The organism is Aliivibrio finisterrensis (assembly GCF_008933155.1).
Classification (GTDB): domain Bacteria; phylum Pseudomonadota; class Gammaproteobacteria; order Enterobacterales; family Vibrionaceae; genus Aliivibrio; species Aliivibrio finisterrensis.
The window spans coordinates 163280-188598 of sequence record NZ_WBVP01000001.1 but is presented as its reverse complement, the minus strand read 5'-3'; the positions used below and the strand labels follow the sequence as shown (position 1 = coordinate 188598).

Annotated in this window: 21 protein-coding genes; 14 read left to right on the top strand and 7 right to left on the bottom strand. The window is 39.7% G+C overall.

The window, feature by feature from the left end; all coding sequences use genetic code 11:
- The first annotated feature begins 26 nt into the window (after positions 1 to 26).
- Entirely contained in the window at positions 27 to 647 is a 621-nt protein-coding gene (locus F8B77_RS00800) for an L-threonylcarbamoyladenylate synthase (protein WP_151652873.1), read from the top strand.
- Between the two features lie 347 nt (positions 648 to 994).
- Positions 995 to 2071, top strand: a complete 1077-nt coding sequence (gene rluB, locus F8B77_RS00795; protein ID WP_151652871.1) for a 23S rRNA pseudouridine(2605) synthase RluB — start codon at positions 995 to 997, stop codon at positions 2069 to 2071.
- A gap of 105 nt (positions 2072 to 2176) precedes the next feature.
- Here rluB and F8B77_RS00790 read toward each other — a convergent pair whose 3' ends face one another.
- Positions 2177 to 2917, bottom strand: a complete 741-nt coding sequence (locus F8B77_RS00790; protein WP_151652869.1) for a YciK family oxidoreductase — start codon at positions 2915 to 2917, stop codon at positions 2177 to 2179.
- A 162-nt stretch (positions 2918 to 3079) separates the two neighbouring features.
- Between F8B77_RS00790 and sohB the strand changes: the two genes are divergently transcribed.
- Positions 3080 to 4141 (top strand): protease SohB, encoded by a 1062-nt coding sequence (gene sohB / locus F8B77_RS00785; protein ID WP_151652867.1) that lies wholly within the window; start codon positions 3080 to 3082, stop codon positions 4139 to 4141.
- A 70-nt stretch (positions 4142 to 4211) separates the two neighbouring features.
- Here the strand turns inward: sohB and F8B77_RS00780 are convergent, their stop codons facing one another.
- Positions 4212 to 4457, bottom strand: coding sequence for a YciN family protein (locus tag F8B77_RS00780; protein ID WP_151652865.1), 246 nt, complete (start codon positions 4455 to 4457; stop codon positions 4212 to 4214).
- Between the two features lie 402 nt (positions 4458 to 4859).
- On the opposite strand from F8B77_RS00780, the gene topA reads away from it, so the two are divergent.
- The 4 genes from topA (at position 4860) to F8B77_RS00760 (ending at position 10924) form a co-directional block, all read left to right on the top strand.
- Entirely contained in the window at positions 4860 to 7502 is a 2643-nt protein-coding gene (gene topA / locus F8B77_RS00775; RefSeq protein WP_151652863.1) for a type I DNA topoisomerase, read from the top strand.
- Positions 7503 to 7701: 199 nt separating this feature from the next.
- Positions 7702 to 9120 (top strand): SLC13 family permease, encoded by a 1419-nt coding sequence (locus F8B77_RS00770; protein WP_151652861.1) that lies wholly within the window; start codon positions 7702 to 7704, stop codon positions 9118 to 9120.
- A 3-nt stretch (positions 9121 to 9123) separates the two neighbouring features.
- The gene (locus F8B77_RS00765) at positions 9124 to 10464 is read left to right on the top strand and encodes an ATP-binding protein (RefSeq protein ID WP_151652859.1); all 1341 of its coding nucleotides are present in this window, start codon (positions 9124 to 9126) and stop codon (positions 10462 to 10464) included.
- Complete coding sequence (locus F8B77_RS00760; RefSeq protein WP_151652857.1) at positions 10451 to 10924, top strand: response regulator; 474 nt, start codon at positions 10451 to 10453, stop codon at positions 10922 to 10924. The genes F8B77_RS00765 and F8B77_RS00760 overlap by 14 nt, the downstream gene beginning before the upstream one ends.
- A gap of 55 nt (positions 10925 to 10979) precedes the next feature.
- On the opposite strand, the gene F8B77_RS00755 is transcribed toward F8B77_RS00760, so the two are convergent.
- Entirely contained in the window at positions 10980 to 11975 is a 996-nt protein-coding gene (locus F8B77_RS00755) for a 2-hydroxyacid dehydrogenase (protein ID WP_151652855.1), read from the bottom strand.
- Positions 11976 to 12226: 251 nt separating this feature from the next.
- Between F8B77_RS00755 and F8B77_RS00750 the strand changes: the two genes are divergently transcribed.
- On the top strand, positions 12227 to 13933 hold the full coding sequence (locus F8B77_RS00750; protein ID WP_151652853.1) for a phospho-sugar mutase: 1707 nt from the start codon (positions 12227 to 12229) through the stop codon (positions 13931 to 13933).
- Positions 13934 to 14026: 93 nt separating this feature from the next.
- Here F8B77_RS00750 and F8B77_RS00745 read toward each other — a convergent pair whose 3' ends face one another.
- Positions 14027 to 14665, bottom strand: coding sequence for a LysE family translocator (locus F8B77_RS00745; RefSeq protein WP_151652851.1), 639 nt, complete (start codon positions 14663 to 14665; stop codon positions 14027 to 14029).
- Between the two features lie 328 nt (positions 14666 to 14993).
- Between F8B77_RS00745 and F8B77_RS00735 the strand changes: the two genes are divergently transcribed.
- Complete coding sequence (locus F8B77_RS00735) at positions 14994 to 15707, top strand: AzlC family ABC transporter permease (RefSeq protein ID WP_151652849.1); 714 nt, start codon at positions 14994 to 14996, stop codon at positions 15705 to 15707.
- A complete protein-coding gene (locus F8B77_RS00730) occupies positions 15704 to 16024 on the top strand; it encodes an AzlD domain-containing protein (protein ID WP_151652847.1) in 321 nt (106 codons plus the stop codon). Before F8B77_RS00735 ends, F8B77_RS00730 begins: the two co-directional genes overlap by 4 nt.
- Before the next feature lie 20 nt (positions 16025 to 16044).
- Here F8B77_RS00730 and F8B77_RS00725 read toward each other — a convergent pair whose 3' ends face one another.
- On the bottom strand, positions 16045 to 16659 hold the full coding sequence (locus F8B77_RS00725) for a fumarylacetoacetate hydrolase family protein (RefSeq protein WP_151652845.1): 615 nt from the start codon (positions 16657 to 16659) through the stop codon (positions 16045 to 16047).
- A gap of 348 nt (positions 16660 to 17007) precedes the next feature.
- On the bottom strand, positions 17008 to 18264 hold the full coding sequence (locus tag F8B77_RS00720) for an adenylosuccinate synthetase (RefSeq protein WP_151652843.1): 1257 nt from the start codon (positions 18262 to 18264) through the stop codon (positions 17008 to 17010).
- A gap of 135 nt (positions 18265 to 18399) precedes the next feature.
- On the opposite strand from F8B77_RS00720, the gene F8B77_RS00715 reads away from it, so the two are divergent.
- The 3 genes from F8B77_RS00715 to F8B77_RS00705 all read left to right on the top strand — a co-directional run bounded on the left by F8B77_RS00715 (position 18400) and on the right by F8B77_RS00705 (position 22839).
- Entirely contained in the window at positions 18400 to 19293 is an 894-nt protein-coding gene (locus F8B77_RS00715) for a LysR family transcriptional regulator (RefSeq protein WP_151652841.1), read from the top strand.
- Between the two features lie 184 nt (positions 19294 to 19477).
- Entirely contained in the window at positions 19478 to 20872 is a 1395-nt protein-coding gene (gene gad / locus F8B77_RS00710; RefSeq protein ID WP_151652839.1) for a glutamate decarboxylase, read from the top strand.
- A gap of 89 nt (positions 20873 to 20961) precedes the next feature.
- Positions 20962 to 22839 (top strand): aspartate:alanine exchanger family transporter, encoded by a 1878-nt coding sequence (locus F8B77_RS00705; RefSeq protein WP_151652837.1) that lies wholly within the window; start codon positions 20962 to 20964, stop codon positions 22837 to 22839.
- A gap of 94 nt (positions 22840 to 22933) precedes the next feature.
- On the opposite strand, the gene F8B77_RS00700 is transcribed toward F8B77_RS00705, so the two are convergent.
- Positions 22934 to 23137 (bottom strand): hypothetical protein, encoded by a 204-nt coding sequence (locus F8B77_RS00700; RefSeq protein ID WP_130043407.1) that lies wholly within the window; start codon positions 23135 to 23137, stop codon positions 22934 to 22936.
- 219 nt (positions 23138 to 23356) lie between these two features.
- Here F8B77_RS00700 and F8B77_RS00695 point away from each other — a divergent pair, with 219 nt between their 5' ends.
- Positions 23357 to 25273, top strand: coding sequence for an alpha/beta fold hydrolase (locus F8B77_RS00695; protein ID WP_151653184.1), 1917 nt, complete (start codon positions 23357 to 23359; stop codon positions 25271 to 25273).
- Positions 25274 to 25319 lie beyond the last annotated feature (46 nt).

Here is a 25319-nt window from a genome sequence, read left to right as displayed (position 1 = left end):
CAACGACCTGCTAGGCAGGAGGAATGATGAGCCAATTTTTTTACGTACATCCAGAAAACCCACAAGCACGCTTAATTAGTCAAGCGGTTGCCATCATTAGAGATGGTGGTGTCGTTATTTATCCAACCGACTCGGGTTACGCTTTAGGTTGTCAGCTTGAGAATAAACAAGCATTAGAGCGTATTTGCCAGATCCGTCGTTTAGATGATAAGCACAACTTTACATTGTTATGTCGAGATCTGTCAGAGTTATCAATCTATGCACGTGTCGACAATAGCATTTTCCGATTACTGAAGAACAATACACCGGGGGCTTATACCTTTATCTTTAAAGGGACTAAGGAAGTTCCACGTCGTCTTATGAATCCAAAGCGTAAAACAATAGGTATGCGTGTACCGGATAATAAGATCGCTCTTGATTTGTTAGAAGCATTAGGTGAACCGCTAATGTCTACGACGTTGATTTTACCAGGCAATGAAATGGCAGAGTCAGATCCAGAAGCGATCCGAGATCAGCTTGAGCACGCCGTGGACTTAATTATGAATGGTGGTTATTTAGGTGAACAGCCAACAACCGTGGTTGATTTTAGTGACGATGAAATCAATGTGGTTCGTATTGGCGCTGGTGATCCAAGCCCATTTCAATAATTTAAAAGACAAGTAAGTATAAATAGCCAGTATTGACTGGCTATTTTTATATTTATTTTAGGGTATTTGTAATAGCTAATAAATGCAGTTGGTTCACAATCCTAACTTTTCCATTTGGATTTCCTTTTAGTATGAATGAATGCTGTTTTAAACACAGCAGTTTTAATCATACGGAAAAACACTTCATGGCATAAAATGTTGTTAATTTTTTACTATTCATCACAACCTTATTGTATAATCACCACCATAGAATTCTAAAATGATTGAGAAACACTATCTGAACTTGGTAGGTTCTTGATTAATAAAAGTTAATTGACGCCTGTGAAGGCGACATTATAAGGTAAAAAATGAGCGAAAAATTACAGAAAGTATTAGCACGAGCAGGTCTTGGTTCTCGTCGTGAATTAGAAACGATGATTCAGTCTAATCGTGTTAGTGTCGATGGTCAGATAGCAAAGCTAGGTGATCGCCTAGAAAATGTCGATGCAAAAATTCGTATTGATGGCCATGTTGTATCAGTAAAAGAGTCTACTGATGTGATTTGTCGTGTGCTTGCTTACCATAAACCAGAAGGTGAGCTATGTACTCGTCATGATCCAGAAGGTCGTCGTACTGTTTTTGATCGCCTACCAAAAATTAAAGACTCACGTTGGGTATCTGTTGGTCGTCTTGATGCCAATACCGCAGGTCTATTGTTGTTCACCACTGATGGTGAGTTAGCAAACCGTCTTATGCATCCTAGCCGCAAAGTTGAACGTGAATACATGTGTCGTGTATTTGGTGAAGTTAACGACAAAATGGTTAAAAACCTAGTTTCTGGTGTAAAACTGGAAGATGGTGAAGCACGTTTCGAAGACGTTATGTATGCTGGCGGTGAAGGTATGAACCATACTTTCTATGTAGTAATTAACGAAGGTCGTAACCGTGAAGTTCGTCGCCTATGGGATTCTCAAGGTGTAACAGTTAGTCGTCTAAAGCGTGTTCGCTATGGTGATATCTTCTTAGAAAAAGCACTGCCTCGTGGTGGCTGGATGGAACTTGAACTGAAGGAAGTTAACTACCTTCGTGAAATGGTTGAACTTCCACATGAAAAAGAAAGCCTATTGGATGTAGATAAAGAGTCTCGCAAGCGTGCGAAGTCTAAATCTCAAAAAATCCGTCGTGCAGTGAAGCGTCATGATGAACGTACCGTTGAAGATCGTAATACTTCTGGTGGTCGCCGTGGTCGTAATAATAAAAAGCCAGTAGGCAGTTCATTACCGCGCAATTCAAATAGTGATGCTAAACCAGCAGGCAAGCCAACAAGTAAACCAACGGGCAAACCGAGCGGTAAGGGCAAGAAGCCAGCTGCGGGCTCTAAGCCTGTGAGAAGTAAATTTTCACCAAATGGTAAAGCACCTAAATCAGCACCAAGACAGCGTTAAGCTAACGTGTTGAATTAAGCTAAAAGCAAATAAAAAGGGTTGAATCCATATGGTTTCAACCCTTTTTTATTTTTAATACGATTGGTGATATATCAATATCAGAAACTATTTTGGTTGTGCATCAATACACTGACCATTTACGTTAATACTTTCAGGTGCCATTAAATAAACATATAACGGCATTAAATCTTTTGGTGTTTTAAGTAAGCTAATATCCTCAGCAGGAAAAGCTTGAGCACGCATACGTGTATGAGTTCCACCTGGATTAATTGCGTTTACTTTAACCTGAGTACCTTCCATTTCATGTGCTAATGTTTGCATCATGCCTTCAGTAGCAAATTTTGAGATAGCATAAGCTCCCCAAAAAGCACGACCTTGGTGACCTACAGTAGAGGTGGTGAAAATAATTCGAGCATCATCAGATTGTTGTAACACAGGCAGTAGAGCCTGAGTCATTAAGAATTGCGCTTTAACGTTAATTTGCATGACTTCGTCGAAAATCGCTTCTTCAAATTGCTCGAATGGGCTCAACATACCAAGCAAACCTGCGTTATGCAGTAAGCCGTCGAGCTTACCAAATTGGCTTTGAATGGTTTCAGCCATGTCGATATAATGCTGCTTTGTTGCACCTTTTAAATCTAAAGGAACAATCGCTGGCGTTGGATAACCTGCCGCTTCAATTTCATCATAGACCGCTTCTAATTTAGCAACGGTACGCCCCAAAAGGATAACCGTAGCACCATGTTGAGCATAATGTAATGCTGCTTGTTTACCAATGCCATCCCCTGCACCAGTTACGAGAATTGTTTTGTTTTTTAATGCGTCAGCAGAAACCTGATAGTCCACTTTGTAATCCTTGTATTTCAACGTTCATCCTAAGTCCTTCTGTTCTTTTTTGCGATTTATCGCCGTAAAAATAGACATTTAGTACGAATTTCTATCATTAGATGAATTAACTTTGGGTTAAGTTAGGTACAATACACGAAACATACTTAAGAGGGTATTACATTGGAATTTTTGTTTGATTACGGTCTCTTTTTAGCAAAGATAGCAACAGTGGTTGTTTCTATTATCGCCATTTTGATTGCCGCTAAAGCTGTGGGGGGGAACTCTTCAGCATCAAAAGGTGAGTTAGAAGTTACGAATTTGACTGAACAATATAAGTCAACGATTGAAGAACTAGAACACCATCTATTTGATGATGCTGAGTTAAAAGCACGCGCAAAAGCAGAGAAAAAAACGGCCAAAGAAGCCGAAAAAGCAAAACAAAAGGCAGTGAAACAGGCTACAAAATCTGGAGATTTAGAGCTAAAACGCGATGCTCGTTTATTCGTTTTAGATTTTAAAGGCAGCATCGATGCAAAAGAAGTCGCTGGGCTTCGTGAAGAAGTATCAGCTATTTTAGCGGTTGCTGCAGAAGGTGATGAAGTCCTTGTTCGTCTTGAAAGTGGTGGTGGTATGGTTCATGGATATGGACTGGCTTCATCTCAGCTTGATCGCTTACGTGATGCGAATATCACATTAACGATTTCTGTTGATAAAGTAGCAGCTTCTGGTGGCTACATGATGGCATGTATTGGTGAGAAAATTATCGCAGCACCATTTGCAATTGTTGGCTCAATTGGTGTGGTTGCGCAATTGCCAAACTTTAGTAAGTTACTGAAAAAGAATGATATTGAGTTTGAACAACTGACCGCAGGTGAATACAAACGAACGCTAACTATGTTTGGTGAAAACAGCGATAAAGCGCGTGAGAAATTTCAATTAGAGTTGGAAGAAACGCACGTATTATTTAAAGATTTCATTCACGAACATCGCGCTGATTTGGATCTTGAAAAAGTAGCAACAGGTGAGCATTGGTTTGGTAAACAAGCGCTAGAGTTAGGCTTAATTGATGCGATTCAAACATCCGACGATTACTTAACAAAAGCGTGTAAGGATCGTGAAGTATTAGCGATTCATTATGTACAGAAGAAAAAGCTAGGCGCTAAAATTGCAGGTATTGCTGGCCAATCAGCAGAGAATGTATTTATGCGTTTAATTAGTAAAGGACAACGTCCAATTCTTTAATTGCATGGATGTTTTTTATATTAAAAAAGGCTGAATTATTCAGCCTTTTTTGTTGTTTGTTTAGCAAAAATTACTTAACGCTAAATTCTTTTGATAATTCGTGAGCAAGGTATTTAAACATATTAAATACAGCGGTTGTTTTTTCTGTTGGTAGGCCTTGATCGGATAAAAAGTACTCGCCTTTGAATACTAATACTTCGTCTTTTTCTTCTACACTAGTTGCTCGCATACCTTCAACGTAGTTCTCGTGATCTTGAATGATTTGGTTGGCAATTAACAGTAAGTCAGCCTCAGAAATCGATTTTTTATCGCTCATATCTCACTCATTTTTTGCTATATAAAAGAGGGATTTTAAGCATAACGGTTGGAAAATACAATTGATGTAAATCATGGCTAGTAAAATAAAAATTCAGTGAAGATTGACCATTTTATTGTGAGCAAGTGCAAGATATTTAACTCACCTTTTGAGCTATGGACATGTAAATGATAGTAGAGTCGGCCTAATTAAAAAAGGGAGTTTGATAGAAGGGTATGTCTAAGTTACATCTAATTAACAACTGTCCAAACTACGACCATTCAGTAACGAATGTAAAAAAAGTGGTTGACGTAGTGCCATCCTCCCTCAATAGTAATATATAGATAAAGTTTAATTTATAGCTGTTGATATCGTTATTTTAAGCAGCATTGTATTTCAGCACGAGGACGTTAGTGAGACATTATGGGTAAATCTCTAGTTATCGTGGAGTCACCAGCCAAAGCAAAAACAATAAATAAATACCTTGGCAAAGACTTCATCGTAAAATCCAGTGTAGGTCACGTACGTGATTTACCTATGGGCTCAACGAGCACAGGTAAAAAAGCGGCTGCGGCATCGACTAAAGGCTTAAGTGTTGAAGAAAAAGCACGCATTAAAAAAGAAAGAGATAAAAAGAACCTGATCAATAAAATGGGCATTGACCCATACAATGATTGGGCAGCTAACTATCAAATTCTCCCAGGTAAAGAAAAAGTAGTTGCTGAATTACAAAAATTAGCGGAAAGCGCAGATACTGTTTATCTCGCAACCGATTTGGACCGTGAGGGGGAAGCTATTGCGTGGCACCTTCGCGAGATCATCGGTGGTGATGATTCACGCTTTAAACGTGTGGTTTTTAACGAAATCACTAAAAATGCAATTCAGCAGGCTTTTGAAACGCCAGGTGAGTTGAGTATGCCAGGTGTGAATGCACAACAAGCACGTCGTTTCTTAGATCGTGTGGTTGGCTTCATGGCTTCTCCATTGTTGTGGAAAAAAGTGGCTCGTGGTTTATCTGCTGGTCGTGTTCAATCAGTTGCTGTGAAGGTATTGGTTGAGCGTGAGCGTGAAATCAATGCATTTATTCCTGAAGAGTTCTGGGATATTCATGCGGATACGTTAACTGCGGATAAAGAAAACTTCCGCCTACAAGTTGCGCAGCGTAATGGTTCTGTATTTAAACCACTAACGAAAGCGGATACAGAAGCAGCTGTTAGTATTCTTGAAAAAGCAGAATACGAAGTGTGTAAGCGTGAAGATCGCCCAACAAAAAGTAAGCCATCAGCACCGTATATTACATCTACATTGCAACAAGCAGCAAGTACACGTCTAGGTTATGGTGTGAAAAAGACCATGATGTTAGCTCAGCGCCTCTATGAGGGGGGGTACATCACTTACATGCGTACTGATTCCACTAACTTAAGTAAAGAGGCTGTAGAAGCCTTACGTGAGTTCATTGGTTCTGAGTATGGCGACAGCTATTTACCAGCGGCACCAATCATTTATGGTAGCAAAGAAGGCGCACAAGAAGCTCACGAAGCGATTCGTCCTTCAAGCGTAGAAGTGAAAGTTGATGACCTACAAGGTATGGAAGCGGACGCTCACAAACTTTACAACCTAATTTGGAATCAATTTGTTGCTTGCCAAATGACACCAGCGCAATACGATTCAACCACATTGAGCGTAAAAGCCGATGAATTCACCTTAAAAGCAAAAGGACGTATCCTTAAGTTTGATGGTTGGACTCGCGTGCAACGTCCAATGGGCAAGAACGAAGATCAGTTATTACCAGCGGTTCAACTTGGCGATAAGTTAAAACTAGAACAGCTTGATCCTAAGCAGCACTTCACTAAACCACCAGCGCGTTTCACAGAAGCAGCATTGGTTAAAGAGCTTGAGAAAAAAGGTATTGGTCGTCCATCGACTTACGCATCAATCATCTCAACTATTCAAGACCGTGGTTATGTTCGTGTTGAAAGTCGCCGTTTCTATGCAGAGAAAATGGGTGAAATCGTTACAGACCGTCTAAATCAATCGTTTGATGATTTAATGGATTACGATTTTACGGCTCGTATGGAAGGTAACTTAGATAAAATTGCTGAAGGTGATAAAGATTGGAAAGACGTACTTAACGCTTTCTTCCAAGACTTCACCGATGATATTGCCAAAGCGGAACTTGATGAATCTGAAGGTGGCATGTCACCAAATAATATCGTAGAAACCGATATTAAATGTCCAACATGTGGCCGTAATATGGGTATTCGCACTGCATCAACTGGGGTATTCCTTGGTTGTTCGGGTTACGCATTACCACCAAAAGAACGTTGTAAAACAACGATTAACTTAGGCAGTGAAGAGGGCATTGTTAATGTTCTTGAAGAAGACGTAGAAACCGCAGCATTACGAGCGAAGAAACGTTGTCCTAAGTGTGAAACAGCGATGGATCCTTATCTAATTGATCAAGATCGTAAGCTTCATGTTTGTGGTAATAACCCGAACTGTGAAGGTTACATTATTGAGAAAGGTGAGTTCCAACTTAAAGGTTATGATGGTCCAATTGTCGAATGTGACAAATGTGGTTCAGACATGGAACTTAAGAACGGCCGCTTTGGTAAATATATGGATTGTACGAGTGAAACGTGTAAAAACACACGTAAAATCCTAAGAAATGGTGAAGTTGCGCCACCAAAAGAAGATCCTGTACACCTTCCTGAATTGGAATGTGAAAAATCAGACGCGTACTTTGTGTTACGTGATGGCGCATCAGGTTTATTCTTAGCTGCAAGTACGTTCCCTAAATCACGTGAAACTCGTGCACCATTAGTGGAAGAGCTTGTTCGCTTTAAAGAGCGTCTGTCTCCTAAGTTCTTGTACTTAACAGAAGCACCGACGCACGATCCAGATGGTAAGCCAGCAGTGATTCGTTTCAGTCGTAAAACGAAAGAGAACTATGTTCGTACTGAAAGTGATGGCAAGCCATCAGGTTGGACTGGTTTATACATCGACGGCAAGTGGGCAATTACGGATAAGCGTAAAAAACCAAAAGCCGAGAAAGAAGATAAATAATCTTTTTTTGAAAATAGCTAACTAAAAGTTAAAAAGGAGTCTCAGAAATGGGGCTCCTTTTTTTATGTGATTAAATCATAACTCTTCATATTTTTAATTATTTTACTATATTCATTGATCTAACACGGTATACCGAACAGCAACTAAGATCATAATAAAGACAATATATTTTTACTGTTCTATGGAAGTCGGTAGCGTTATGCGTCAATACATGAAGTATTTAATCCCAACAGTTATTCCTTTAATTATTTTATTACTCCCTTTGTCGGCTTTTCCTTTTGAAGGAATGACAATAATTCAGCAGCGTGTCATTGCTATCTTTTTATTGGCAGCCTTGTGCTGGGTATTTGAGCCAATCCCTATTTATGCCACTTCTGTGGTTATTATTGTTCTCGAACTCTTAATGGTTTCTGATAAAGGGTTTATCTTATTTAAGATGAATCAAGATGCACCTGATTTTGGAGAGTTGCTAAATTACAGTGATATTATGGCAACCTTTGCCAGTCCCATAATTATGCTGTTCTTAGGTGGTTTTTTCCTAGCAATGGCGGCAACGAAATATCGATTGGATGTTAACTTAGCCAGAGTATTGTTAAAACCATTTGGAACCAACCCTAAGTTTGTCATGCTTGGCTTAATGTTGATTACAGGTATTTTCTCAATGTTTATGTCGAATACGGCAACAACGGCGATGATGCTATCGATCTTAACGCCTGTTATTGCCGTATTTGGTCCTAAAGATCCAGGCCGAGTTGCGTTTGCTTTGTGTATTCCTATTGCGGCGAACATTGGTGGTATTGGAACCCCGATTGGAACCCCACCAAATGCCATTGCCTTGAAATATCTTGTTGGAGACAACCTAATCACATTCGGTGAATGGATGGCATTTGGTGTGCCATTTGTTATCGTGATGATGGCGCTTGCTTGGTTTTTAATTACCTATTTGTACCCAGCAAAACAAACCACAATGAACTTAGATATTAAAGGTAAGTTCTTAAAAACACCCAAAGCAATCACGGTTTATATTACGTTTGCAGGTACGATCTTATTGTGGTTAATGGGATCAAGTCATGGCATGAATTCATATACGGTTGCGCTAATCCCTGTTGCAGTATTCTCACTTACTGGGATCATCAATAAAGAAGATCTTAAGAAAATATCATGGGACGTGTTATGGCTAGTTTCTGGTGGTATTGCTCTTGGTTTAGCGTTAGATAAAACAGGCTTAGCGAAACTGGTTGTTCATAGCATTCCTTTTGATGCTTACTCTCCTTATGTGGTTTTATTTGGTGCGGCATTCTTATGTTTAGTCATGGCAAATTTCATGTCACATACAGCAACGGCGAACTTATTGATGCCGATCATGGCAGCGTTAGGTACTTCAATGACGTCATTGACCCCGTTAGGTGGTGAGCTAACCTTAATATTAATTGTTACGTTTGCCGCTTCTCTAGGTATGTCATTACCAATCAGTACACCACCAAATGCATTGGCGCATGCGACAGGTAATGTTGAAAGTAGCCAAATGGCAAAAACAGGTGTGATATTGGGTGTGGTTGGTGTGCTATTAAGTTTTGTAATGGTATGGATCCTTCATACTGTAGGACATATTGGATAGCCTATGAATCAAGAAAAATTACAACGTTTGATTGATGCCTATTTTAGTCAAGAAGAGCGAAGAATTGTTATTCCGGCGGGTGAAACGATCTTAGAGCAGGGTGCAGACAATGACCGTCTATACTATGTTTGCTCTGGTGAGCTAGAAGGGTTCTATCAAGAAGAAGAGAGTGAAAGCCAAGTTATGGTATTTAGTGCCTCTGAAGGTGCATTCATAGGCGTTCATAGTTTCTTTTCTGAAACCTTAATTGCTTCATCAACCGTAGTGAGTAAAACCGAGAGTGAACTTGGGTGGATAGATACAAAAACCACGGCAGTTGAGCTAGAGCGCTATGGGCCACTTACCGCGCAGTTTACACCTATTATTGTTAATGAGCTTTCTCGTCGTCAGCGCAGAGCCATGCATGAATCGATAGAGAAAGAAAAAGCACTGCAAAAACTCTATTCTGCAGAGCAAATGACCACACTTGGTCAACTGGCTGCGGGTATTGCTCATGAGCTTAATAATGCGGTTGGGGTCTTAAGCAGTAAAACTGAACAACTGCAATCTATTATTTTAGAGTTGCTAGAAGAGATACACCCAGAAGCGAGTAGTTTTGTTGACCAAGGTTTGATGAATGGACAAAATATTAGCTCATCAGAAGTTCGCACAAGAGGGCGTGAAATAGAAGAACGTTATGGTCTTGAAAGAGATCTCGCGCGTGAATTAGCTCGTGCGGTGCCTAGTGGTGAGTTATCAACGTACTGGTTAAGCGCTCCTGAAAAAGCCATACGCTATTGGAATATCGGTCGAGATCTTCATGACATGAGGTTAGCGGCAAGGCATTCTGTTGGTATTGTTCGCTCGGTGAAACAACTAGGCAGAACAGATATAGATACCGATGAAATCCTTGATGTGAATGACAGCATTAATAAAGCGCTCGTCTTATTACAGAGTGATTTGAGACGCGTCTCTGTGCATATGAGCCCAGCAGCAATGCCGATGGTAAAAGCATCAGCCACTGAGTTAGTTCAGGTGTGGGCTAATGTGATTAAAAATGCCAGCGATGCCATGGAGAAAATACAATCACCAGAAATTGAAATATCGACGCGAGTATCAGACCGATTTGTTTTAGTGACTATTGCGAATAATGGTCCTGAAATAGATGAAGTGACTCGACGTAAAATATTCCAACCGAATTTTACCACCAAAAAGGGCGGACTTTCTTTTGGTTTAGGGCTCGGTCTAGCCATCGTAAAGCGGATCATTACAGGATACGGTGGCTCAATTGCAGTAAAGAGCAATCAAGAGAAAACCATTTTTAGAATTAAATTGCCAGTCGAGGACGGTCATGGAAAAACTTAATCTGATTTGTGTAGACGATCAAAGGGAAGTGCTGAGTGCCGTTTTGCAAGATCTTACGCCACTTAAATCATGGATTAATATCGAGGAATGTGAATCTGCGGATGAAGCATTGGACTTGATGGATGAGTTAGACAGCGAAGGAGGATATATTGCTTTAGTACTATCCGATCACGTAATGCCAGGAAAAAATGGTGTTGAATTATTGACTGATGTTTCCCACGATTATCGCTTTTTAAGAACCAAAAAAGTGCTATTAACAGGCCAAGCCACTCATCAAGATACAATTATCGCTATTAATCGCGCGCGTATTGAAAGCTATATTGAAAAACCATGGAACGGGGATGAACTAAGGTCGCTAGTTACCCGTTTAGTGACGGAATATATTTTTGATAAAGGATTAGAATATACTGACTATCAAGAACATTTGGATCAACAAGTTGTTCTTAGCAGATTGAGATAGTGCCAAATTAAAACGCCTTACATAAACAAACTAAGTAAGGCGCTTTTATAGGTTACTACGCTTGAATTAATTCGTTACCAGAGTGTTCATCTTTTGAAAAGGCATCAATACTACCTAGTGTTGTCGCAGCTATATTATCTAATGCTTCTTCAGTTAAGAAGGCTTGGTGGCCTGTGAAAAGTACATTGTGACAAGCTGATAAACGACGGAAAACATCATCGGTAATAATGTCGTTTGATTTATCTTGGAAGAAAAGCTCTTTCTCATGATCATAAACGTCCAATCCTAATGCGCCGATTTTTCCTGCTTTTAGGGCTTCAATTGCATTGGCTGAATTAAGTAATCCGCCACGACTGGTATTAATGATCATTACGCCATCTTTCATTTTTTCAAATGAATCAGTATCTAATAAATGCGTGTTTTCAGACGTTAATGGACAATGCAGTGTAATCACATCTGATTTAGCAAAAATCTCATCAAGGGTGGTGTATTTCACTCCTAAATCCATCGCTACTTGGCTTGGGTATGGGTCATAACACAAGATATCCATTCCTAAACCTTTAAGAATTCGCATTGTTGCGAGCCCAATTTTTCCCGAGCCGATAACCCCGACCGTTTTACCAAAGAAATTAAACCCAGTTAACCCTTCTAGAGAGAAGTTGGCATCACGGGTTCGTTGGTATGCTTTATGAAAGCGACGGTTAAGACACATCATCATCCCAACGGCGTGTTCTGCGATCGCTTCTGGAGAATACGCAGGAACTCGAACTACTTGAAGGCCAAGTGCTTTAGCTGCTTGAAGATCTACGCGATCAAAGCCAGCACAACGCATCGCGATTAATTTCGTACCTTGCTCAGCGAGTTTAGCTAGGACTGGCGCAGATAAATCATCATTAACGAATGCACAAACCACATCGGCACCATCAGCAATTGGGGCTGTACTTTCAGTGAGTTGGAAGTTGAAATATTGACATTCGAATTGGTAATTTTGATTGATACTATTGAAAGAAACTTCATCATAAGATTTAGTACTGAACATTGCGATTTTCATATAATATCCTTACAAATAAACAGGTTATAATAATGCTAACTCTTTCCACTTTACCACTTCTTTAACTAAAAATAAGATAAAACTCATGAATAAAATGTTTTAATGCTTATGGTATTAAGAGTATTTACGTATCAGAACTATAATTTGTTCATAGTTAATTATTATTTTCCTGAGTTTAGCGATTGCGCTCATGTAATTGATAATAGATATCATCTAGACTTAATGAATATTCAGTAATGAGGTTTTTTATTATGATGCAGAAAATAACAAATTGGTTGAGTAGAGATCCAGAGCCAAGAACTCGAGAAGAACTTCAGTACCTTGTCGATATCGGAAACATGGCAGAACTAAAAGATCGCTTCTCTTCTCGACTTCAATTTGGTACCGCTGGATTACGAGGAATGGTAGGAGCAGGACCTAACCGAATGAATCGTCTGGTAATTCAAGAAACAGCCACTGGATTAGGTCATTATTTAATAGACAACATCACGAATGCTAGCGAAAGAGGTGTTGTTATTGGTTATGACGGTCGTACTGATTCTCAACAATTCGCTCATGATACCGCCAGTGTACTAACTGCATTAGGTATTAAGGTATTCTTAACAACAAAAGTCGCAGCGACACCTATTGTGGCTTATGGGATCAAAAAGTTTAATGCAGCCGGAGCTGTCGTGGTTACCGCAAGCCACAACCCACCAGAATATAATGGTTTTAAAGTGTATTGGGAGAATGGGGCGCAAATTATTCCGCCGCATGATTCAGGTATTGCCAATGAGATCGATATTGCAGCCACAAAACCCATTCCACTAATGTCATTGAGTGATGCTGAGGCTCGAGGGCTTTTAGTGTGGTTAGATGACGAATACTATCAATGTTATCGTAATGCAATGAACAGCAATCCGCTACTTTCAAACCATACTAACCCATCAGCCATTTCGATTGCCTATACCGCAATGCATGGTGTGGGTGCCGATATGGCAGAGACCTTATTACGTGATGCTGGATTTAATCATGTGGTGAGTGTGGCAGAACAAAGAGAGCCAGATGGCGCTTTCCCAACGGTAAATTTTCCCAACCCTGAAGAAAAAGGGGCAATGGATATGGTTATTGCGTTAGCCAATTCAGTACAGGCAGAGCTTGCATGCGCTAATGATCCTGATGCAGACCGTTTTGCACTTGCTGCACGAAAAGCAGATGGCAGTTATCAAATGCTCACAGGTGATCAAGTAGGTATTTTATTTGGACATTATCTGTTGAAACATACAGAGCCAAGTAAGCAGCTTGTTGGTAATACCATCGTTTCGTCCACGCTATTGAAAAAGATTGCTGAATCGAAAGGGGCCGAGTATTTCCAAACGCTAACAGGCTTTAAATGGTTAACTAATGTTGCGATGCAAAAACAAAGTGAAGAGAAACAATTTCTTTTTGCCTATGAGGAAGCGCTTGGGTACACCATTGGCAGTGAAGTGTGGGATAAAGATGGTTTATCTGCTTTAGTTGCTTTTGCTCAATTAACGGCAGAGCTTTCAACACAAGGTAAGAGCGTTTGGGATGAGTTGGAATTAATTTATCGCACTCACGGATTGTATATAAATGCACAGCGTAGTATCGCTTTAGCACCAAACTCTCCACCGGTCGGAGATAAGCTAAGGGCTAATCCACCAAAACAAATTGCTGGAGTGAATATTGCGGTTACTGAAGATTTAAAAGCGTCACTGCGATATCTTTCAAATGGCACGACAGAATCAATCGATTTACCAGCCAGTGATGTTGTGATTTATCATTTAGAAGATGGTTCTCGTATTATTGTTCGCCCATCAGGTACTGAGCCAAAACTGAAGTGTTATTACGAAGTGGTGGCAGCGATTGCACCAACAGATGAATACTCGGTCATTCAAACTAAAGCCAATGAAGCCATGGCATGTTTAATTTCTGAGCATCAAAAGAGCCTAGTTTAAAAGTGAGAAGATCAAGAAACTAAGCTTTTAAAAAGTAGGATAGAAACAAAAACGGTGAGCTCAATGCTCACCGTTTTTATATTTTTAATTGAATTAAAGTGCAGTAACAAAAGAACTTAACATCCACAATGCAAGAATGATAAAAATCCCGCCCATGAATTTATGCTGATACGTTCTGAATTTCACGTTATTGATTAGCGACTTTCCAAGTGTTCCTACTAACGCTACCAAGATTAAGTTAAACAATAAACCAAGAACGTTAAGCAATAAGCCAAGCACTAACATTTGCTCGCCAGAGGTTGCAGCAATATTGGTAGAAACAAATTGTGGTAAAAACATCACAAAGAAGACTAACGCTTTAGGGTTCAATAAATTACTGACTAAAGCACGTTGGTAAAACGTGGTCGCCATCGTCGAACCTTGTTGTAATTCTGGTGCTTCACCTGCTTCTGCTCGAATACAATCCCAACCCATTTTTAATAAGTAGGCACCACCAACGAGATGTAATGCTTTTAAGGCAATGGGGCTCATCGCAATCAGTGCAGATACGCCTAAAGCAGCAAGCAAGGTTAAAATAATACCTGAGGTCGCATTACCTAAGCTGGCAAATAAACCGACTTTACGACCGTAACTCATACTTGAACTAGCAATCAACAGCATATCAGGACCAGGCAGTAGTAGTAGAGCAATAACAGCGGTTAAGTAAACCGGAAGAATAGTAATATCAATCATTATTTTATTTTGAATTATAAGTCAGGAGGCGGATTTTATAGTAGTGAAGAGGTAAGATCTATGATTAAAAAGTCGGCTAGTGATATAAAACCGACATATTAAAAAATATAGATATTATTGTTAATAAGATTAAAAAATGATAATGCGCAATTTTGTACAAAAGAAATGAGAGGGCTTACTATATACTTTAGTAAATAGGAATAAATGTGTTCATGATGAATGATGGCAAATGAGAAAGTAAAAATGGAAATAGCACACTACCAAGTAGCAGAAGAGCTTGGAGGGCTTGAAATATTAAATGCTGATTTGATTTAATAAAGAGTAGTTTATGGATATAAATACCGCCGTACAGCCTTGTTCAAATTCTCGGCTTTTTTGGCAAGGAACATTAGCGATGATCCCACTTAGCATCGCAGTATTACCATGGGGGTTATTAGCCGGTTCATTTGCTATTGATGTAGGTCTTACCCCTTTTGAAGGTCAAGCCATGTCAGCAATTTTGTTTGCAGGTTCGGCTCAGTTAGTCGCCATGGGAATGATTAAAGCTGGCGCAGGGTTAACAACCATGTTGCTGACAACTTTTTTTATTACCTCGCGCCATTTTTTATACAGTGTCTCGATGAGAGATAAAATTAGCCCTTTACCGCTTCGTTGGCGTTTATCCCTTGGTTTTTTATTAACCGATGAACTGTTTGCTTTATGTGGACACCAATCAGAAAAACAATTTAATCGTTGGTACGCATTAGGTGCAGGATTCAGTTTCTATTTCTTTTGGAATGCAGCAACCTTAGCTGGAATTGTTGCGGGTAGTTATATTCCCTCATTGAATGAGCTTGGGTTAGAGTTTGCGGTGGCGGCGACCTTTATTGCCATTGTTGTACCTACCATAAAAAAGAGCCCAGTACTTGTCTCTGTTATTAGTGCCTTAATCTTGTCTGTCACACTGACGTATTTTTCAGTTGAAGGCAGTTTAATGATAGCGAGTATTTGCGGTATGGTAGCAGGGTATTTAACAGAGACATTAAGAGGGAAAAGAGGATGATTTTCATATCAATTTTAGCAATGACGGCGTTAGTGTTTTTAAGTCGCTACTTGTTTTTAGAACCCAAATTACCCCTTAGATTAAACGCTCAAACTCAGAGATTATTAAGCTATTCAAGTCCTGCTGTTTTAACCGCGATTTGGGCTCCAATTGTATTTATGCCTGACAATGAATTATCGTTTTCTGGGTCGAACCCGTATTTGTGGGCGGCATTAACTGCAGCTCTCATTGCATGGAAAACTAAGAATATACTACTGACAACGATTATCAGCATGATCGTATTCTTAGTGCTTAACTTATGGGTATTTTCAGCATAGGGTCAAAGAGTGGGAGGCTATTATCTTGCTACCCACTCAGCTTCAATCAGTGTCTTTCCATCTAGCATTAAGCGGCTAAGAAATATATCCCCCATATGAATTTCACCAACGCCTTGAGGTGTACCAGTCATGATGACATCGCCATCATACAATTGGGTATAGGATTTTAAATCAGCGAGGATAGTTTCTGGAGAGTAAATCATTTGGCTAACTTGGCCACATTGGACTCTCATACTGTTAATGAATAGCTCAATTTGAAGTTGATTACTGTCGATACCATCAAGAGGGATGAAACGGCTAAATACCGCTGAGCCATCAAAGGCTTTTGCTCGCTCCCAAGGAAGTCCTTTGTTTTTTAGCTCAGATTGTAAGTCTCGTTTGGTTAAATCAAAACCTATTGCAACGGCAGATAGCTGCTCTTTTTCAATCAAAAAACAGATCTCAACTTCATAATGTAAACGTTCTTGATGGAAAGAAGATAGGGTAGAAGTGATGCATGAATTTGGTTTATTAAATACCACCATTTGCTCTGGGATCGTATTATTTAACTCATTAATATGGGCAACGTAATTACGGCCAATACATAATAATTTAGATGGAGTAATTAATTTATCTCCAAAACGAACCGAATTCATTTTCCTATCCTTGGTTTTTAAATATGCAATGCAGAGTGTACCTTAACTCCTCTTTTTTCAATCGAACTCTGTTGAGTTTTTAGTCAAAAATCAGATCTCTAGCTCAACTACGAATAGGATCATATAGATAATTATGGTGATCTGTTGTGCTGTTAATGAGATAAGTCAGTAGGATGTGAAGAAGTGATGTTTGCTCAAGGCAAAAGCAAAAAAGGAAGATTGAATAAAAGCGAGACTTTGATCAAAAAAAACGCACCTCCTAAAATTCTCACAAAATAGGGTAGTGCGGTTTTAATTTTTGTTTCTACACATCAGCCATTGAGGTGGACGTATATAATGATATCCCGATTAGCGGATAATCATTTGTTCACGCTCAGGACCAACAGAAACCATACTTACTGGCACGCCCATTAGTTCTTCAATACGTAATACATACGCTTGAGCTGCTTTTGGTAGGCTTTCAAAAGTACGACAACTTGTGATGTCTTCTTGCCATGCTTCCATGTTTTCGTAAACAGGACTTAGTGCTGAAGTTTGAGGCCAGATTGGATTCTCAGTGTGTTCGCCAGCATAAGACGTACAAATTTTAAGATCCGCCATACCACTTAAACAGTCAATTTTTGTTAGTGCGATTTCAGTTGCTGCTTGCAGTTCAACACCGCTGCGCGTTGCTACAGCATCAAAGTAGCCCATGTCACGTGGACGACCTGTTACTGCGCCATATTCGTTAGCCGCTTCACGAAAGTTATCTTGCTCTTCCATGGCAGTAACTAATGTACCTGTACCGACAGATGAGCTGAAAGATTTAGCAACGGCAATAATACGTTCGGGACGCAAAGCAGGTAAACCACTACCGATACCTGCATAAGCTGCTGTTACGTTTGAAGAGGTAGTCCATGGATATTCACCGTAAACTAAATCACGACCAGCGCCTAACTGTGCTTCAAACAGTAAGTTTGCATCGTTTTTCTGCATTACTTTTAGAGGCTCAGTCACGTTACAGATGAATTTACGCCAAGGTGCCGTTACTTCTAATAGCCATTCTGTCATTTCTTCCGCTGTTTGGTTGAAATCACAAGTAGGATAAAGTGCTTTAAGTTGTGGCATTTTCCAATCAAGCATGAACCTGATACGTTCTAGAAGAACCTCAGGTTGCATTAACCAACCAACAAGGATACCTTTTTTCATTACACGGTCGCCGTATGCAGGAGCAATACCTTGACGGGTTGAACCGTAAGCACCGTCGCCTAAACGTAATTCTTCAAGTGTATCTTCAAGCGCATGAATAGGAAGGCAAAGCGTAGCACGGTCAGAAATGTGCATTTTTACTTCAATACCAGCCGCTTTAACTTCTGCGATTTCTTCGCTTAATGCCGCAGGGCTAATTACCATGCCAGGACCAAGAACCGCTGTACAGTCTGGGTTAAAAATACCGCTTGGAAGTTGGTGTAGTTTAAAGGTACCGAAGTCATTTACCACCGTATGACCGGCGTTATTACCGCCTTGAAAACGTATACTTGCAGATGCATCCGCAGCAAGAAAATCAACGATACGGCCTTTACCTTCATCGCCCCAATTAGCACCAACAACAACAATAGACGGCATAACACAAACTCCTAAATGATTAAGACGCTATGCTAACCCCAATAAGTTAATATGAGAAATTAATTATAATTATCGACTTGATAAGAAATGCATATATCATATTGGGTGAAATGTATTCAATAAGAGAGTATAGGTATGATTGATCTTAACTGGCTTAAAACATTTGTGACGTTAGCAGAGTTAAAACACTTTGGTAAAACGGCGGCAGCCCTTCATATGACGCAACCCAACGTCAGCTTACACATTAAACAGTTAGAAAGTTCTACTCGAGTAAAGTTGATTGAGAGAAATCCTTTTCATTTAACAGAAGCTGGGACCCGTTTATTACAAACCAGTCAAGATACGTTAATGGCATTACAAGTGTGCCAAGCAGATTTGAATGCGATTAATGATTTGAGCTGTGGGAGGCTAACCATTGCGACCAGTGATATTATTTCGCGTTTATTATTGATTGGGCCATTCCAATTATTTAAGAAAGAGTTCCCAGGCATCGATTTTTCTCTGCTTAATACCACTTCTTCGCAAGCGTCTGAATTAGTCAAAAGTGCAGAGGCCGATTTAGGGTTTGTTATTGCACAGAAAGAAAGTCAGCCCCTGCATTTTACTGAATTACAACAAATAAAATGGTGCGCATTGGGTAATCATCTTGAAAAGTGGCAGCAAGCGAATTTTGATCCTACAATTATCATGGATGATAAACCGACACTGATTTTATTAGGTCATGATACTCGGACTCGTGATTTACTTGATTTGGCCTTGCCGTCTTTGAATTTGCCCAAATATCGAATAATGGAAGTAGGTAGCGTAGATGCTCAGATTGATTGGGCTGAAGCAGGTTTTGGTGTGGCAATTGTGCCTGAATTTTCGATTCATCTAAAGCGCAATCTTAAAGCGACGGTAACGCCATTACCTAAGTTTCCAACAACCAGTTTAGGTTATATTGTTAGGAAAAATCAGGTGTTGTCTAAAGCGATCAAACAGCTATTAAAATGGGTAGATGAAGAGATAATTCGCTCGCAAAAAAGCTAATTTAACGGCATTCATTCCTTATAAATGGCATTGACATTCATTATCAAAGGGTCTAGAAATGTAAATAAATATTTCTGAGTAACTAATTGACATTATTATTAATTACTCATTAGTTAAGGCCGAATGTTTTTAATTCGACAGTTTATATTCTTAATTGTTTATTCAGTTTAATGGAGCAAAACGTATGCCTCTTCATTCTAAAGATACAGTCAGAGATGATCTCCTTGACGATGTTTATTCGTCAGCTGATCTTTCTTTATCTATGCCAAAATACAAAATGCCTGAACAAGAGCATGATCCTCGTCACGCCTATCAGGTCATTCATGATGAGCTCATGATGGATGGTAATTCTCGACAGAACTTAGCTACGTTTTGCCAAACTTGGGTTGAAGACGAAGTCCATAAATTAATGGATGAATGCATCGATAAAAATATGATCGATAAAGATGAATACCCTCAAACCGCAGAGCTTGAAGCGCGTTGTGTGCACATGTTAGCCGATTTGTGGAATTCTCCTGACGCAGAAAACACACTAGGTTGTTCTACTACAGGTTCCAGTGAAGCGGCAATGCTAGGCGGAATGGCCTTAAAGTGGGCTTGGCGTGAAAAAATGAAAAAGCTTGGCAAGCCAACAGATAAGCCCAATCTAATCTGTGGTCCTGTGCAAGTGTGCTGGCATAAATTTGCGCGTTACTGGGATATTGAATTACGTGAGATCCCAATGGAAGGTGACCGTTTGATCATGACACCTGAAGAGGTGATTAAACGTTGCGATGAAAACACCATCGGCGTTGTTCCAACACTTGGAGTGACATTTACTTGTCAGTATGAGCCTGTGAAAGCGGTGCATGAAGCGCTAGATAAATTACAAGAAGACACAGGGTTAGACATCCCAATGCACATTGATGCTGCAAGTGGTGGTTTCTTGGCTCCATTCTGTGACCCTGACTTAGAGTGGGATTTCCGTTTACCTCGTGTTAAATCGATTAATGCGTCAGGCCATAAATTTGGTTTGAGCCCACTCGGTGTGGGTTGGGTTATCTGGCGTGATGCGTCAGCCTTACATGAAGATCTGATTTTCAATGTGAATTACTTAGGTGGCAATATGCCGACCTTTGCATTGAACTTCTCTCGCCCTGGTGGCCAAATTGTAGCGCAATACTACAACTTCCTACGTTTAGGCAAAGAAGGGTATCGTAAGATTCACCAAGCATGTTACGACACGGCTGTTTATTTATCATCTGAAATTGAAAAACTTGGTATGTTTGAGATTATCTATGATGGTAAAGGGGGTATTCCTGCAATGAGTTGGTCATTGAAGGAAGGCGTTGATCCCGGTTTTAACTTGTTTGATCTATCGGACCGAATTCGTTCTCGTGGTTGGCAAATTGCTGCTTATGCAATGCCACCAAAACGTGAGGATTTAGTCATTATGCGTATATTAGTTCGTCATGGATTCAGTCGTGATCAGGCTGATTTATTGGTTGCTGACTTAAAACATTGCGTAGATTTTTTTGCTAAGCATCCTATTTCCCACGGTAGTGATGAGTTGGAATCGTCAGGTTTTAATCACGGTTAATGCTTTAACTGATATCTAGAAATGTTACTTTTTAGATCCTCTATTGTTCTATAGAGGATCTTTTCTTTTTAATAATATGGGAAATAACAATGAATATCGGTCAAATAGATCGTCCATTTGCGTGGTTTCGTTCCAAAGGTTGGATTCAATTATTTACTTTGTTGTGTGTTACCTTCTTTAGTCATTTGGCTTTGGCTGAATCAATAGAAAGTCAGGCTGCTCAAGATGCATCTGGTGTCTTTGGTTTTCTCTTTTCTTATATAGCTCACAATCCATTTGTGTTTCTTTTCTTAAGTATTGCCATTGGTTATCCGCTAGGAAAGGTCACCATTAAAGGAATTAATCTAGGGTCAACCGCGGGTACCTTGGTTGTAGGTGTTGCTATTGCATTAACCGCGTTCTCTGTTTATGGTTTACATATAAATGCACCGGGATTGGTGTCTGATATCTTCTTAATGATGTTCATGTACGCCATTGGTATGAAAGTTGGGCCTCAATTTTTCTCTGGTTTAGCAAGAGGTGGGTTGGATTTTGTCGTTATTGGTTTAATTGTAGTGTTCAGTAACTTCATTATCGTTTTCTTTGGCGCTAAATTATTGGATTTAGCTCCAGGTTATGCCGCAGGGATTATCTCGGGTAGTTACACGGTAACTGCGGTGATGGGGGTGGCTCAATCAGCGATTGATTCTGGAGCCGTTAAAGCACCCGCTGGAATGACGCTTGATCAGATTAGTGCCAATATCGCTGCGGGTTATGCCATCAGCTATATTTTATCTAGCGTATTTATTATCTTACTTATTAAATATCTGCCTGCCATGTTTGGTGTCGATCCGGTTAAAGCCGGTAAAGATGCTGAGGCTGAGTTTGGTGCCGGTGGCGATACAGAAGCGTTACCAAGTACCAATGGGTTCTCAAATTTAGGGGTTCTTCCTTTAGATATTCGAGCTTATCGTGTTGATCACCAAGAATTGGTCGGTCAGAGTGTAGATGCGTTATTTCATCGTTATCCTCACGCTGCGATACTTAAAGTGGTTCGTGGAGATGAGGTTATTGACTCTTCGGATAATCCACAGTTACAGCTTGGTGATATTATCGGTATTCGCGGTGATTACCATGTTTTAATCGAGGGTGGGGAATCAACCGTTGGTGTTGAAGTTGATGAACCAAGAGCGCGTAATGTCGATATAGAAGTAGCTGATATTCATTTAGGTAAATCGGCTTACACAGGCCAAACAATTGAAGACATCAGCAAAGAAATTGGCTTTGGTATCTACATGAAAGCTTTATTTAGACAAGGACACCAACTTCCTATTTTGCCGCAAACCGTAGTCGAAGTTGGAGATGTGATCCGTGTTGCGGGCTCTGATTGGTGTGTTCAGCAAACCGCGAAGAAACTCAACAGTAATCCAATTGTTGAAAGTACACTGACTGAAACTTTCTACTTAGCACTTTCTTTATTGATTGGTTATGTATGTGGTCATTTGAGTGTCACTGTAGGTGGTATCCCATTTGCTTTAGGTACGTCTGCAGGTTGTATGTTGACGGGGATTGTCTTCTCATTCCTACGTACTCGTAACCCTGCATTTGGTGGCCCTATTAGTGAAGGGGCTCGTAGCTTCTTACAAGATATTGGTTTGAGTTTGTTTGTTGCGGTATTAGCTGCGACTGTTGGTCCTAAGATTCTAGCGTCGTTTCAAGGTATTGTGGTTATTAAAATCGCAGGCCTAGGTTTAGTGGCGGCGTTACTTCCACCATTGCTTGCTTGGATCTACGGTTTCTATTTCAGAAAAATGAACCCTGCGATTCTCGCTGGTGCTTGTGCTGGTGGGCGTAATAGTACCCCTGCAATGAAAGGGGCTCAGGACGAATGTCAAAGTGATATGCCTGCGGTAGGCTACCCGGTTCCTTATGCTCTTACTTCTATGATAGTGCTCGTTCTTGGTTATCTCACAATGGTCTTGTATTAATATCAATTCCACTAATATGAGCAGCTAATTAATTACATTGGTACAAGATTGTAATCTATAAAAAAGCCATAGTGATGAAATGTCATTATGGCTTTTATGTTCTTCTTTTCTTTCTCTTTTTTGGTCTTTTTTTCTCGAGTACATTAGTGAGTAGTTCTCTTTGTGGATCTGAGATCGGGAACCTATCCATCAATTGGTTTTGAGCATTTAAAAGCAACGTTTTTTCCCATGCTTTAAAGACATCGAACTCAAGTAAAATAGCATCATTTATTTTGATGAAAAGTTCATAGTCGTTCATAACTCTCCTTAATTGTTGCATGAACCATAACATAGATGGATTTTAAATATCGAGTTATCGAGCATTTTAACCAGCGAGGATGATCAGTTATTTACTACGATTGGTATTACAAAAGGAATGACGGCATTATTTATAGAAAGGCTATTTATTTCCCCTGATTTTATAGCAATATGCAATAATAGAAGAACATAATTACTCTATCGGAAATGGTCAAATATGATGGGTGAACATTATTCGATCAGTAAAAATAGCTTTGATGTTTTGCGCTTTTCAAAAAGGGAAGTCGATAAAATTGCTTTAGTGACGGAAGGTGGTGGTCAAAGAGGTGTGTTTACTGCTGGAGTACTTGATAGCTTCTTACAGGCAAACTTTAATCCATTTGATTTATTAATTGGCACTTCTGCGGGTTCTCTGAATTTAGCCTCTTATATTTGTGGGCATAAAGGACACGCTTACCGCATTATTGATCAAGTGACTCGCAGTCCTGATTTTTTCAAATTGTCTCGCTTTTTATTGACTGGCGAAGGGATGGATTTGGATTGGCTAATCGATAAAACTGAATCTGACATTCCTTTAAATTGGAAAGTAGGGGAAGAACATTTAACGACTAAGCAGGTACTTGCTGTAGCCGCCCATGCAACCAATTTTGAAACTAAGTATTTTGACCTATCCACCAGTAACTGGAAAGACATCCTACGGGCCTCGTGCGCAATTCCTGCTTTGCATAAACAGCCAGTTATTATGGATGATAAACGTTGGCTTGATGGTGGTTTAACAACGCCTATTCCTGTACAAGCAGCGTATGATCGAGGTTTTCGTCATATTGTTGTTATTCGCACTGTCCCTGTTGATTTTACCGAAAATCATGATTGGTTAATCTCTCTTGCTAAGATGACAAAGAACAGTAAGTTGGATCATATGGCAGCGATGCTTGTGACTCATGAAGAGAACTACCGTAAGACTCAAGCGTTTTTAGCTAATCCACCTGATGATGTCATTATTTATGAAATATCTCCGAATAGAAGCCTTCAATCTAAAGTGCTTGGTAGTACAAAAAAACAATTAGATGCTGATTATCAGCACGGTAAAGCGTTAGGTAATGTATTTCTTGAAACAATAGCGTCTAAATTGAGCTTATCACATCTTCAACAAGAACAGTTCTTAATTCAGACTCGTGAAGAGCGTTTTACCGATGCGAAGAAACAGCAAGAGTACAATAATCAAATAGATGCTATTTGGAATAGTAAAATTTGTGGGGAGGTTTTTGGTGTTGAGCGTATTCCGCTAAAATGGATTAACGTTAATCCTAATAAGAAAAAGCAAACGTTAGTTATTGTCAATGGACGCAATGAAAGCTATTGGAAATATAAAGAAGTCATTTTAGAGCTGAGTCAATATTACAATATTTATGCCTATGATCACCGTGGCCAAGGTGAATCAGGACGGATGACTCAGGATCACGAATTAGGTCATGTGGATGATTTTCATGATTATGTTATGGATCTTTATATCTTTATGGAGAGAGTTGTGAGGCCAAACTTGGAGGGGGAATGCTTTATGCTTTCTCACTCAATGGGAGCTGCGGTAATGGCTCAATATTTATCGACATTTGACCATCCGGTGAAAGCGTCAGCGGCTACATCGCCTATGTTTGGGGTCTATATTCCGGGTAAAGTTCATGGTTTAAAAAAACAGACATTGAATCTACTTGATGTGCTAGCAAGTAAACCAAATTATGCATTGGGTCAAAGCCATTTCAAAAAAGTGAGATACGAAGAAAACGTACTTACGCACAGTAAAGCACGGTATCAAATATTTGTAGACTTGTTTGTAAATAACCCTAGATTACGATTAGGTGGACCAAGTACGCATTGGATAACAGAATCAATAAAAGCAGGCAAAAAATGCATCGCTACTGCACATAAAGTAAACATTCCAATGCTGATCTTACAAGCCGGTGATGATCTTGTTGTGAGTAATATTGCGCAGTCGGAATTTCATGAGAAGTGTAATTCAAGCCATTTAGAACAAGTTGAAGGTGCTTATCATGATATGTTGATAGAGAAAGATATTTATAGAGATATAGCGATTAATAAACTGCTCGATTTCTTTACAAGTGATTACCGTTTTTTTTGATCAAAAAACAGCCTTTTGGTTTTTTAACTAACAGGCCGTTGGTGAT

Coding starts and splice junctions, on each gene's coding strand:
- F8B77_RS00705 (WP_151652837.1), top strand. CDS start 20,962: ATGAATATCGGTCAAATAGATCGTCCATTTGCGTGGTTTCGTTCCAAA.
- F8B77_RS00770 (WP_151652861.1), top strand. CDS start 7,702: ATGCGTCAATACATGAAGTATTTAATCCCAACAGTTATTCCTTTAATT.
- F8B77_RS00755 (WP_151652855.1), bottom strand. CDS start 11,975: ATGAAAATCGCAATGTTCAGTACTAAATCTTATGATGAAGTTTCTTTC.
- F8B77_RS00695 (WP_151653184.1), top strand. CDS start 23,357: ATGGGTGAACATTATTCGATCAGTAAAAATAGCTTTGATGTTTTGCGC.
- F8B77_RS00765 (WP_151652859.1), top strand. CDS start 9,124: ATGAATCAAGAAAAATTACAACGTTTGATTGATGCCTATTTTAGTCAA.
- F8B77_RS00735 (WP_151652849.1), top strand. CDS start 14,994: ATGGATATAAATACCGCCGTACAGCCTTGTTCAAATTCTCGGCTTTTT.
- rluB (WP_151652871.1), top strand. CDS start 995: ATGAGCGAAAAATTACAGAAAGTATTAGCACGAGCAGGTCTTGGTTCT.
- F8B77_RS00715 (WP_151652841.1), top strand. CDS start 18,400: ATGATTGATCTTAACTGGCTTAAAACATTTGTGACGTTAGCAGAGTTA.
- F8B77_RS00745 (WP_151652851.1), bottom strand. CDS start 14,665: ATGATTGATATTACTATTCTTCCGGTTTACTTAACCGCTGTTATTGCT.
- gad (WP_151652839.1), top strand. CDS start 19,478: ATGCCTCTTCATTCTAAAGATACAGTCAGAGATGATCTCCTTGACGAT.
- F8B77_RS00725 (WP_151652845.1), bottom strand. CDS start 16,659: ATGAATTCGGTTCGTTTTGGAGATAAATTAATTACTCCATCTAAATTA.
- F8B77_RS00750 (WP_151652853.1), top strand. CDS start 12,227: ATGATGCAGAAAATAACAAATTGGTTGAGTAGAGATCCAGAGCCAAGA.
- F8B77_RS00730 (WP_151652847.1), top strand. CDS start 15,704: ATGATTTTCATATCAATTTTAGCAATGACGGCGTTAGTGTTTTTAAGT.
- F8B77_RS00760 (WP_151652857.1), top strand. CDS start 10,451: ATGGAAAAACTTAATCTGATTTGTGTAGACGATCAAAGGGAAGTGCTG.
- F8B77_RS00780 (WP_151652865.1), bottom strand. CDS start 4,457: ATGAGCGATAAAAAATCGATTTCTGAGGCTGACTTACTGTTAATTGCC.
- F8B77_RS00800 (WP_151652873.1), top strand. CDS start 27: ATGAGCCAATTTTTTTACGTACATCCAGAAAACCCACAAGCACGCTTA.
- F8B77_RS00720 (WP_151652843.1), bottom strand. CDS start 18,264: ATGCCGTCTATTGTTGTTGTTGGTGCTAATTGGGGCGATGAAGGTAAA.
- F8B77_RS00700 (WP_130043407.1), bottom strand. CDS start 23,137: ATGAACGACTATGAACTTTTCATCAAAATAAATGATGCTATTTTACTT.
- topA (WP_151652863.1), top strand. CDS start 4,860: ATGGGTAAATCTCTAGTTATCGTGGAGTCACCAGCCAAAGCAAAAACA.